The 11,552-nt window shown below is 56.2% G+C and carries 11 protein-coding genes; 5 read left to right on the forward strand and 6 right to left on the reverse strand.

Annotated elements, in window-relative coordinates; translation table 11 throughout:
* Position 1: 1 nt before the first annotated feature.
* Positions 2-1,600, reverse strand: a complete 1,599-nt coding sequence (pdeD, locus tag F3J26_RS04675) for a cyclic di-3',5'-guanosine monophosphate phosphodiesterase PdeD (protein WP_166991875.1) — start codon at positions 1,598-1,600, stop codon at positions 2-4.
* 200 nt (positions 1,601-1,800) lie between these two features.
* Entirely contained in the window at positions 1,801-2,814 is a 1,014-nt protein-coding gene (locus F3J26_RS04680) for a nitrilase family protein (protein ID WP_166991878.1), read from the reverse strand.
* Between the two features lie 95 nt (positions 2,815-2,909).
* Here F3J26_RS04680 and F3J26_RS04685 point away from each other — a divergent pair, with 95 nt between their 5' ends.
* On the forward strand, positions 2,910-3,770 hold the full coding sequence (locus F3J26_RS04685) for a LysR family transcriptional regulator (RefSeq protein WP_166991881.1): 861 nt from the start codon (positions 2,910-2,912) through the stop codon (positions 3,768-3,770).
* A 142-nt stretch (positions 3,771-3,912) separates the two neighbouring features.
* Here the strand turns inward: F3J26_RS04685 and sdaA are convergent, their stop codons facing one another.
* From sdaA to pabB, 3 genes are all read right to left on the reverse strand, one after another.
* Positions 3,913-5,277 carry an L-serine ammonia-lyase gene (gene sdaA, locus F3J26_RS04690; RefSeq protein WP_166991884.1) on the reverse strand — a complete coding sequence of 455 codons (1,365 nt, stop codon included), beginning with the start codon at positions 5,275-5,277 and terminating at the stop codon, positions 3,913-3,915.
* Between the two features lie 183 nt (positions 5,278-5,460).
* Positions 5,461-6,057, reverse strand: a complete 597-nt coding sequence (locus F3J26_RS04695; protein ID WP_166991887.1) for a CoA pyrophosphatase — start codon at positions 6,055-6,057, stop codon at positions 5,461-5,463.
* A 3-nt stretch (positions 6,058-6,060) separates the two neighbouring features.
* Entirely contained in the window at positions 6,061-7,428 is a 1,368-nt protein-coding gene (pabB, locus tag F3J26_RS04700; protein ID WP_166991891.1) for an aminodeoxychorismate synthase component 1, read from the reverse strand.
* A gap of 62 nt (positions 7,429-7,490) precedes the next feature.
* On the opposite strand from pabB, the gene F3J26_RS04705 reads away from it, so the two are divergent.
* Positions 7,491-7,691 (forward strand): YoaH family protein, encoded by a 201-nt coding sequence (locus tag F3J26_RS04705; RefSeq protein WP_008454053.1) that lies wholly within the window; start codon positions 7,491-7,493, stop codon positions 7,689-7,691.
* Between the two features lie 21 nt (positions 7,692-7,712).
* Here F3J26_RS04705 and F3J26_RS04710 read toward each other — a convergent pair whose 3' ends face one another.
* On the reverse strand, positions 7,713-8,057 hold the full coding sequence (locus F3J26_RS04710; protein WP_008454054.1) for a RidA family protein: 345 nt from the start codon (positions 8,055-8,057) through the stop codon (positions 7,713-7,715).
* 128 nt (positions 8,058-8,185) lie between these two features.
* Between F3J26_RS04710 and yoaA the strand changes: the two genes are divergently transcribed.
* The 3 genes from yoaA (at position 8,186) to F3J26_RS04725 (ending at position 11,496) form a co-directional block, all read left to right on the forward strand.
* Positions 8,186-10,096, forward strand: a complete 1,911-nt coding sequence (gene yoaA / locus F3J26_RS04715) for a DNA repair helicase YoaA (RefSeq protein ID WP_008454055.1) — start codon at positions 8,186-8,188, stop codon at positions 10,094-10,096.
* A 68-nt stretch (positions 10,097-10,164) separates the two neighbouring features.
* Positions 10,165-10,860, forward strand: a complete 696-nt coding sequence (gene tsaB / locus F3J26_RS04720; RefSeq protein WP_166991894.1) for a tRNA (adenosine(37)-N6)-threonylcarbamoyltransferase complex dimerization subunit type 1 TsaB — start codon at positions 10,165-10,167, stop codon at positions 10,858-10,860.
* A 42-nt stretch (positions 10,861-10,902) separates the two neighbouring features.
* A complete protein-coding gene (locus tag F3J26_RS04725) occupies positions 10,903-11,496 on the forward strand; it encodes a Slp family lipoprotein (protein WP_008454060.1) in 594 nt (197 codons plus the stop codon).
* Positions 11,497-11,552: the final 56 nt, after the last annotated feature.

Genomic DNA, 11,552 nt, shown 5'->3' on the forward strand with positions numbered 1-11,552 from the left:
GTCAGCGCATAGGGAAGGCCGGGATAGCCCGGTCTTCATGGCGAGGGGGCGGCGGCGTGTTGCCCTCGAGCCAGTGAGAGAAATCTCTCAGCGGCATAGGTTTGGCGTACAAAAAGCCCTGCAGCACATCGACACCGTTACGACGTAAATATTCTGCCTGCTCTTGCGTTTCCACCCCTTCAGCCACCAAATCGATCCCCAGCCTTTGCCCAAGGGCGATAATAATGTCCGTCACCGTCGAGTTCACCGCATCAGTCCCGATGGCGGCGGTGAAGGATTTATCGATTTTCAGCACATTGGGATTCAGCGTCTCAAGATAAGCCAGCGAGCTGTGGCCGGTGCCGAAATCATCAATGGCGAGGTCGATACCGAGCCTGTGTAGCTCCCGAACGACGCCGTGATCCATTGGGGGCAGGGCATTTCGTTCGGTGAGTTCCAGCGTCAACTTTTGCTTAGGCGTGGCCGGGAACCAATAACGTTTCAGGTCTCGAATAATTGCGCCGTCGTGGAAGTGGCTGGGGGCAACGTTAAGGCCGATATGAAACCCGGGCGTTTTGGGGAAGATCTCCAGGTGACGCACGGTTTCATCCAGCACAAAGCGCGTGAGTGGCGCAATTTGCTGCTGCTGTTCCGCGAGGGGGATAAACACTTCAGGCGAAATCCAGCCCTGTCTTGGGTTATTCCAGCGCAGCAGCAGCTCTACGCCAACGCACTCTAAGTTTCGGGCGCTGACCAGCGGCTGGCAGAAGACTTCAAATTCCCGGGCGGCGAGGCCGAGGTTGATCTCCCAGGAAAAGCTCATTCGGTTGGCGGTCGCAAGCCAGGCAATATAGCCCACCAGCAGGCTGAGTAATAAAGCCAGTGGAAGCTGGGCCGGTAAATTTTGCAGCGTTAACTGGTCGGCAGAAGGGCCAATGGCAGTAATAGAATAAGGGTAAAGCTTAGATACTGTCTGTTTAGATACATCATCTCCGTTTGTTTCTATCTTCCCCAGCAGACCGGCACCGTATTCAAGATGATCGTCGCCGACGTTCAGTACCGCTCGCGTTACCCAGGGATGCTCCGGCTTAAGCAGTAGGCTGGTTAACATCTGAATATTAATAATCTGCATGACGCCATCGTGTGGCTGCCCCTGCAGCGGTCGCCAGAAAATCAGCACCGGTGTGCCTTTTAACAATGAGCTGTCGCGGGATAAAAACAGCAGCGGCTCATCCGAAGGCAGGCGAGTATGGAGCTGATGAATACCCATGTTGCGGCTGCCGTAAATACTGGAGCAGTACAGCACGCCATCTTTGATTAAACCAATGGCGCGTACCGTTTGCATTTTGGCGGCGTGTTCACGAATTTTTAATTGGGCGTCGTCGCAGGAGGTCCCGATAAGCTGCATAATATCGTCGCTGACCGTATTCAGCGGAGCGAGGAGAGTATCGAGTGTGGTAATGATTCGCTGATTAAACTGGACGACGCGTTGTTCGTTAAGATTTCGCTCCACCGCATATCTGACGCTAAGCGTAACGATTAAAACTAAAATGGCGAGTACAGCGCAGACAATAACTCGCCTGCGGCGATAGTCAGAAATAATCCGCTGTGCCGTTTGCATCCCTGTTTCCCTGTTTCTCGCCGCAAGCAATGAGGCGTAACGTTATCATCAAAGTGTAGCGGGATATCAGAGCGCGAAAAAAATAAAAAAAGATAAGATAAAAAAACACCGCATAAGCGGTGTTCTATATTATTCATGCCGCTGACGTCAGCTCTTACGAGGCGGAGTATTGGTCTCCTTTTCCCCTCTTATCTGGCAACCTATTCAGCCTTATTCCCGGCCTTGCTTCGATGGTCACCGCTAAAACCGGGTACATCTTCAGAAAATCGCGCAGTCCTCGCATCTCGCTCGTAGCCCTGTGATTCGCCCAGGACACCATACAGCTCAGGCCGACGGCCGTGGATCCACCTGCGGCCGGTAGACATCGGCAGCAACTCCAGATCGAGGTCGGCGTACACGATCGTATCCTCAAAGGAACCCGTTTCGGTAACGATCCTGCCGTAGGGATCAATAACCATGGCATTTCCTGTCCGAACCTCTCCGTTATCCAGGCCGACGCCATTACTGAACAGAATGAAAAAGCCATTATCATGCGCGCGAGAAGGTAGCCAGCGCATCAGCCAGCCCCGGCCGCTGTCCCCGCGCAAGGCTTCCTCCAGCGTTTGCGGGTCGTTATGTCTGTTTTCCCAGAGGCTGGGGGAAATAGGTTTCATGCCGAAGGGACTTCGCGAATGGGTTCCTCCAGTCTGGTGTGGAGCGATAAGAACATCGGCGCCCAACAAGGCCGTAATGCGCGCATTTTCCACGAGATTATTATCCCAGCAGATAAGCACCCCGACACGCACTCCCCACGGCGTGTCAAAAACAGTAAAACTGTTGCCGGAGGAAATATCAGGGTGTTCAAACGCGTGGAGCTTCCTGTGCACATGCCGCGTGCCATCCGGCATGCAGATGGCGTAGGCATTATACAGGCGTTCGTCGCTGCTCTTTTCAATGAACCCGGCGCCAATAGCCATCTGGTATTTTTCTGCAAGTGCGGCGACCCGGGCTAATGATGCGCTCTCGTCAGCCCGCTCAGACAACGCATTCAGCGCCTGACGGCTGAGATCCGGCACATGCCAGTATCCGGTAATGCACATTTCAGGGAAGGCCAGAATCTTTACCTCCTCCTGGGAGGCCTGAATAATAAATTTCTCCATCACCGATAAATTGTACTGTTTATCTCCCGCCCGGTGGCAGAACTGAACTGTGGCAGTACGAATATGGGTATCCATTTTTCACTCCTTATTTAACAATTCGGAGGCTATTCCATCAGAGAGCACGTTCGCGTGTATAATCACGATTTCGCCCCATACGATAACCAGACGGAATGGATATAAAACTGCTGCGCGCTTTCGTTACCCTCTCACAGTCAGGGTCGTATCATTCAGCCGCTGAAACACTGTGCGTCACGCAACCTGCACTGACCAAACAGATCCAGACGCTGGAGTTTCTTTCCGGCATCACGCTATTTCAGCGAGGTCGCCACGGGGCAAGGCTGACCGTGGCAGGAGAGCTGCTGCTCCCAGGAGCCGCTGCGGTACTCGAACGCCACGATCTTTTCTGTTCCGAAGTGGCCGATATTCAGAAAGGGCGGGCGGGGAAACTGACCATGGGCTTTGGGATCTCGTCCTTCCAGTTGGCCCCGCGGCAGGTGGCTGTTTTTCGCAGCCAGTTTCCAGATGTGCAGGTATCCCTGAATGATATGTCCTCTGCAGAACAGTTTCGGCAGCTAATGGAGGGCAGTCTTCAGGTTGGGTTTGTGCGATTGCCTGCGCCTGCACAGCTGGAAAGTCGAATCCTGGCGGAAGAGCGGCTGGTTCTTGCCGTGGCTCAGGCGCCTAATACGGAAACAGCTGCGGCAACAGAGTTGCTGCAAATGAGCCAACTGCTGCAGCTATCCCGCAATCGGGGAGAAGGGCTGTCGGCACAGGCAGCGCGTTTTCTCTCAGGCAATAATCTCGCTCCCCGTACCGTTTCAGCGGCAGATGATATTCAGACCTTGCTGGCGCTGGTTGCCGCCGGAGAGGGCGTGGCATTACTGCCGGCGGGGGTAAGCCATATTCTGCCAGCCGGAGTCAGGCTTGTGGCACTTGAAGGTGAACATACCACCTGGCAAACGGGCATAGCCTGGAATGCTCAGTTAAACGATCCTGTGCGAGATCGCTTCCTGCAGATGGTGACCAGCTAATTGAATTTTAGATATTGAATGTCGGGGAAAGAACAAGCGGATGCTCAGTAAAACGATGTGAGCGGGAAATACCTTACGGTACTCCCCGCTCATTTTATAACGAACGCGGCTTAGCGTTTAAGCCGCGTTTCTTGGTTACGGCTTAATCGCACTGAACCTTAATAGCCAGCCCGCCTCGCGATGTTTCGCGGTATTTGGCGTTCATGTCTTTACCGGTTTCGTACATGGTCTCAATGACCTTATCGAGCGAAACGCGCGGGGCGCTGGTACGACGCATCGCCATACGGGTGGCGTTGATAGCCTTCACCGAGGCAATCGCATTCCGCTCGATACATGGCACCTGTACCTGGCCGGCGACCGGGTCACAGGTCAGGCCGAGGTTATGTTCCATACCGATTTCCGCCGCAACGCAAACCTGTTCCGGGCTTGCGCCCATAATTTCAGCCAGGCCCGCCGCCGCCATCGAACAGGCAACGCCGACTTCACCCTGGCAGCCTACTTCAGCGCCAGAAATAGAGGCGTTCATTTTGTACAGCACGCCGATAGCGCCGGAGGCCAGGAAGTAGCGAATCCAGGTGTCCGGCGTGACCGGCTCGATAAAGTGGTCGTAGTAGGCCAGCACCGCAGGCACGATCCCGCAGGCGCCGTTGGTTGGCGCGGTCACAACGCGGCCACCCGCGGCGTTCTCTTCGTTCACCGCCAGGGCAAACATGTTCACCCAGTCAACCACGTTCATTGGATCGTTGGACAGCTTATCGCTGGACACCAGCATCCGGCGCAGGGCAGAGGCGCGGCGCGGCACGCGCAGCGGGCCAGGCAGCACGCCTTCGGTATTCATCCCGCGATCGATACAGGCGCGCATGGTTTGCCAGATATTGGCGAAGTACTCTTCGATTTCCTCGCGGCTATGCAGCGCCAGTTCGTTCTGCATTACCATGCCGGACACGGAAAGCCCGGTGTCCTTGCAGTGCTGCAGCATTTCCTGTGCGGAATGGAATGGATAAGGCACGGTGACTTCGCTAGCCGCATCTTTACCAAAGTGTTCTTCGTCGACGATGAAGCCGCCGCCGATGGAATAATAGGTTTTGCTGTAGATCTCTTTGTCGCCGTTATAGGCGTGGATCTGCATGCCGTTTTCATGCAGCGGCAGGTTGTCGCTGCGAAAACGCATGCCGTTATCCTGCGGGAAATCGACCTCATGACGACCCTGAGCAATTAGCAGACGACCGCGGGTTTCCACGTCGCGAATAAAAGCCGGAATAGCGTCGATATCGACGTTATCCGGCTGGTTGCCGGCCAGACCCATAATAATCGCGATATCGGTGTGGTGGCCTTTCCCCGTCAGGGAAAGAGAACCGTAAACGTCCACCGCGATGCGGGTGGTACTGTCCAGCAGTCCCTGTTCGATCAGTGCGTCGACAAACTGTTTCCCGGCCTTCATTGGCCCGACGGTATGGGAGCTGGAAGGCCCGATGCCGACTTTGAACATGTCGAATATGCTAATCACTCTAAAACTCCTCTGATAGCACCCTGTTTCATGGAACATGATGCTTTGAAATGGCTAAGCGCTAGTTTAAAAATTTATTGGTTCCACCAGGAAACTATTCACATGAATTAAACTAATGCTTAACCATAAATCACCTAATAGCAGATGATTTATGGTCTTTCTGTTGCTTAAATATAGCCATTTTCAGTGTTTTAAAGTGTCGCCTGGATCGCTATCTACCTGTAAAGAGAGTTCGCGAATAATCCCCGCCGTCATCCCCCAGACAAAATAGCGTTGATACCAGGAAAGCCAGACGCGATGCGCGTTGCCGCGGCGATGGATATCTAACGGATGGTAGCGCCCAAGGCTCAGCGCCTCGGCGAGCGGCATTTCAAATACCGCAGAAACTTCATCTTCACTGGCGCGCCAGGGCAAATCAGGGGGAATGATGCCGACAATCGGCGTGACCTGGAAACCCGTCACGCTGTCCACCGGCGGGAGCGTGCCGATAACCTCGACGGATTCTGGTGGAATGGCGACTTCTTCCTGGGCCTCCCGCAGCGCGGCGGCTATCAGCGAACTGTCGGTGTCGTCTACCGCTCCACCGGGGAAGGCCACCTGGCCTGCATGTTTGCGCAGCATCAGCGAGCGCTGGGTGAGTAAAAGCCCCGGCTGAGGGCGCCGCACAATGGGTACCAGCACCGCCGCCTGACGTTTGTTGCTGACCGGCCCGCTGTCCGCCGGGCGTAACAGTTGAAACCGGGTAAGGAAATCATTCAGCGTCAGGGACGAACCAGGCATGCATTAATTCTCCAGTAAGGGCAGGATACGATTAACTTTATCAAAAGTTTCCTGATATTCCGCCGCCTCGTGACTGTCGGCAACGATCCCGCCGCCGGCAGAGCAATATAATTTCCCGCCTTCGGCAGTGAGCGTACGGATGGTGATGCTGGTATCCATTTTTCCGCAGAAGCTAATGTAGCCGATACTGCCACACCATGCGTTACGCCTTTGAGGCTCAAGCTCTTCAATAATTTCCATTGCCCGCACTTTGGGGGCACCGGTGATTGAACCTCCGGGGAAAGTGGCACGCAGGAGATCGCAGGCGCTAAGCGTCTCAGGCAGCCTGGCGGTAATCGTGCTCACCAGGTGATGCACCGCAGGGAAAGGCTCCACCACAAACAGCTCTGGCACTTTGACGCTGCCCGGCACCGCAACGCGGCCAATGTCGTTGCGCAGCAAATCAACAATCATCAGATTTTCAGCGCGATCTTTTGGCGAGTTCGCCAGGCGTTCAGCTTGCGCTGCGTCGGCCTGCGGATCGGCAAGACGAGGCAGCGTGCCTTTAATCGGGCGGGTTTGAATCTGCTTGTCTTCGAGCAGAACAAACCGCTCCGGGGAAAGGCTAAGAATACAGCTGTCCGGCAGCCGCAGAAAAGCGCTGAACGGCGCGCGGTTCGCCTGATTCAGCGTTTCGAAAGCCTGCCATTCATCCCCTTCATAGCGGGCGTGGAACCGCTGAGCCAGGTTAACCTGGTAGCAGTCTCCGCTGCTGAGATAAGCCTGGATCTGGCGGAACTTCTCGCCGTACGTATCGCGGGACATATTGGACTGCCACTGGCTGGTCAGCCGGAAAGGCTGAACATTTTGCCGGGGCGAGAGTGCATTCAGCCAGGCCAGACGAGCTTCAATGTCTCCCCTGCAAACCAGCGTCAGACGCTGCAGATGATGGTCTGCAATCAGCGCCCAGTCATAAATGCCGACGGCCATGTCCGGCGTGGTTAAATCCTGTTCTGCCGTCGCGGGGATTTTCTCAAAGCGGCGGCCCAGATCGTAGCTAAATAGCCCCAGCGCGCCGCCGCAGAACGGAATATCGCTAGTGGGCGTGGTGGCAAGGCCACAGCTGTCCAGCGTTTGCTGTAACAGTTCAAGCGGGCATTCGTTGTGTTGTGATGAAAGCCCGTGGCGTTCAATCACGGTTTCCTGGCCGCGTGTGACCAGTGTTGCAAGCGGGCTGGCAACCATAATATCAAAACGGTTATGCGGATGGTCGGCAAAGCCAGAGTGAAGCAGCATGGCCCAGGGCTGAGTGGAAACCGAGCGGAAATAGTGCTGAACGGCATCGGCCTGCCAGCTGAGTTCGCGAAAAACGGGGGAGGTTGTAACATTCATCTTGGTAGCATCGTCAGGAGCAGAGTAAAATAGCGACTTCAGCACTGTAACAGGACTTAAACATGATTTCAGGATTACCGGCGCTTAGCCACGAGCAGCAGCAGCAGGCCGTCGAGCGTATTCACGAACTGATGGCCGACGGCATGAGCAGCGGCGAAGCCATCGCCCTGGTAGCCAGTGAGATTCGTGCCTCGCATACCGGGGGTAACGTCGCCGTACGCTTTGAAGATGAAGACGGCGAAGAAGAAGACCCGCAGGACTAGCCGGGCCTTAGCGACTTAGCGTTACACCGCCGCGATGATTTTGATTTCCACTTTGTAGCGCGGGTTCATCAACTTAGCCTGTACGGTGCAGCGTACCGGCGCTTTACCCGCCACAACCCACTCATCCCACGCTCTATTCATCGCCGCAAAATCTTCGCCATCCGGCAGGAAAATCGTTGCATCCAGAATGCGGGTCTTGTCGCTGCCGAGTTCGGCCAGCAGGGTGTCGATTTGCTGCAGGGTATTTGCCGTCTGCTGGTAGGCGTCAGCATCCAGGTTTTCCGGGACGCCGGTGTAGTACACGGTCTGGTTATGGATAACCGCATCAGACCAGCGGGCTTCAGGTTTAATACGCGCAATACTCATGGCAACTCCTTAACAACAAACGATATGTGCGGCACAGACTGCCACAATCCGCCGCCCGGTGCCACCGCCTGGCTGGATAAACCTCGTCGGGGCTGACATAATCACTGGCAATTTAACCAGGGGGTAACGTGACGGACGATTTTGCAGCAGACGGCCAACTGGCTAAGGTCATTCCGGGCTTCAAGCCGCGTGAAGCTCAGCGTGAAATGGCGGAGGCCGTAACCCGGGCGATTCAAGCCGGCGGCGAGCTGGTGGTAGAGGCCGGTACCGGTACAGGGAAAACATACGCTTATCTTGCCCCCGCGCTGCGTTCTGGCAAAAAAGTCATTATTTCTACCGGCTCAAAAGCGCTGCAGGATCAGCTGTTTTCTCGCGATCTGCCGACGATATCCCGTGCGCTGAAATTTACCGGTCGCGTGGCGTTGCTGAAAGGGCGCTCTAACTATCTTTGCCTGGAAAGGCTGGAGCAGCAGTCGCTGGCGGGCGGTGATTTGCCCGTGCAGGCGTTAAGCGACGTGATGCATTTGCGCGGCTGGGCCAGTGAAACCGTGGATGGCGATATCAGCACCTGTGGGTCCGTCGCCGAAGATTCCACCGTCTGGCCGATGGTCACCAGCACCAACGATAACTGTCTGGGGCAGGATTGTCCGCAGTATCAGGACTGCTTTGTGGTCAAGGCGCGTAAAAAGGCGATGGATGCCGACGTGGTGGTGGTGAACCATCACTTGTACCTGGCCGACATGGTAGTGAAGGAGAGCGGCTTCGCGGAGCTTATTCCCGAGGCTCAGGTGACAATTTTCGATGAAGCCCACCAGATCCCGGATATCGCCAGCCAGTATTTTGGCCAGTCTATCTCCAGCCGGCAGTTGCTCGACCTCGCCAAAGACATTTCCATTGCCTACCGCACGGAAGTCCGTGACGCGCAGCAGCTGCAAAAAAGCGCCGACAGCCTTGCCCAGCGCACGCAGGACTTCCGCCTGCAAATAGGCGACCCGGGCTACCGGGGAAACCTGCGGGAGCTGCTTGCGGACGCGAATATCCAGCGTTCGCTGCTGCTGCTCGATGATGCCCTGGAGCTGTGTTATGACGTGGCAAAGCTTTCTCTTGGCCGCTCGGCGCTGCTGGATGCCGCATTTGAACGCGCGGTAATTTACCGTGGGCGAATCAAACGGCTGAAAGAGATTAATCAGCCGGGCTACAGCTACTGGTATGAATGCAACGCCCGCCACTTCACACTGGCCCTGACGCCCCTGTCCGTGGCCGACAAGTTTAAGGAAGTCATTCGTGAAAAAGCGGGCTGCTGGGTCTTTACCTCGGCCACGCTTGCGGTGAATGACAATATGAGCCATTTCACCGAGCGGCTGGGTATTGACGAAGCAGAAACCCTGCTGCTTGCCAGCCCGTTTGATTACGCTAAACAGGCGCTGCTGTGCGTGCCGAGAGGGCTGCCGACGCCCAATCAGCCCCATGCTGGCCGTCACCTGGCTAACCTGTTGCGCCCGCTCATTGAGGCGAACAACGGGCGCTGCTTTATGCTCTGTACCTCCCACGCCATGATGCGCGACCTGGCGGAACAGTTCCGGGCTACCATGACGTTGCCCGTGCTGCTGCAGGGGGAAACCAGCAAAGGCCAACTGCTGCAGCAGTTTGTTGAGGCCGGTAACGCCCTGCTGGTGGCGACCAGCAGCTTCTGGGAAGGCGTAGACGTGCGCGGCGACGCGCTCTCCCTGGTTATCATCGACAAACTTCCCTTTACCTCGCCGGACGATCCGCTGCTCAAGGCTCGCATGGAAGATTGCCGCATTCGCGGGGGCGATCCATTTGACGATGTCCAACTGCCTGACGCGGTGATCACCCTTAAGCAGGGTGTCGGTCGCCTCATCCGCGATGTGGAAGACCGTGGGGTCCTGGTTATCTGCGATAACCGCCTGGTCATGCGTCCGTATGGCGCTGTTTTCCTTAACAGCCTGCCGCCCACGCCGCGTACCCGGGATATAAATCGGGCAGTTGAGTTCCTCAATGCCTCTGGTGCGCAGTAATTTGTGCCAGGCTATGGTATGATGCGCGCCGTTTTTTGACCTTATCTCCGCCAGAGGTTGGCAAGCCCATGCGAATTTTAGCCATCGATACCGCAACAGAAGCCTGTTCTGTTGCCCTGCAAAACGACGCGGCGTCCTACGCCCATTTCGAACTCTGCCCGCGTGAGCACACGCAAAGAATTTTACCGCTGGTCAAAGAGATCCTGAACCAGGGCGGGATTACTTTGTCTGAGGTGAACGCACTTGCCTACGGGCATGGGCCGGGCAGTTTCACCGGTGTGCGCATTGGGATTGGGATTGCGCAGGGGCTGGCGCTGGGTGCTGAGCTGCCGATGATTGGCGTTTCAACGCTGGCGACAATGGCTCAGGGCGCATGGCGCAGAACGGGCGCCACCCGCGTACTCGCCGCAATAGATGCCCGCATGGGCGAAGTTTATTGGGCTGAATATGAGCGTGACGAGCAGGGCGTGTGGCACGGTGAAGCAAGCGAAGCCGTCCTTAAGCCTGAAGACGTTGCCGGGCGGTTGAAGCATCTGAGCGGCACCTGGGCTACAGTCGGAACAGGCTGGCAGGCCTGGCCTGATATGGCGAAGGATAGCGGACTTTTGTTGCAGGACGGTGAAACTACGCTGCCTGAAGCTGGAGATATGCTTCCTCTGGCGCAGCAGGCGTTTAGCGCCGGCAAAACCGTCGCCGTCGAGCATGCGGAGCCTGTCTACCTGCGTAACGAAGTCACCTGGAAAAAGCTACCTGGCAGAGAGTAAGACCGACCCCGCTAAACGGCGGGCAGGTTAAGGAGATGAGGTATGGCTGTTTGTAATGTCAAAAAATGCAGCTGGCTGCTGGCCGCCGCTGCGGCGCTGGTCCTGAGCGGCTGCGTGAGCGTGCCGGATGCAATTAAAGGGACTTCCGCGACCCCACAGCAGGATCTGACGGCGGTGATGAGTGCGCCCCAGCTCTATGTCGGGCAGGAAGCGCGCTTTGGCGGGCGAGTGGTGAACGTGGACAACCTGAAGGGCAAAACTCGCCTGGAGATTGCCACCGTCAGCCTCGATGAAGGTGCCCGTCCGGCATTGAATGAGCCTTCGCAAGGGCGCATTTATGCCGACGTCAATGGCTTCCTTGATCCGGTAGATTTCCGCAATCAGTTGGTGACCGTCGTCGGGCCAATTACCGGCACGGCAGAAGGTAAGATTGGCCAGACACCCTATAAATTCATGACCATGCAGGCGACGGGATACAAGCGCTGGAACGTCGTCCAGCAGGTCGTCATGCCGCCGCAGCCGATCGATCCGTGGTTCTGGGGCGGGCCTTACCCGTATCGCCACCATTACGACATGTGGGGCGGCGGCTGGTACAATCCGGGGCCTGCACAGGTGCAAACCGTTGTAACCGAATAATCTGTTGTTTTTAAAATGTTTTCAAACAGCGGCCTGGCCGCTGTTTGTTTTTATCC

Source organism: Enterobacter sp. Ap-867 (genome assembly GCF_011752855.1).
Taxonomy (GTDB): domain Bacteria; phylum Pseudomonadota; class Gammaproteobacteria; order Enterobacterales; family Enterobacteriaceae; genus Cedecea.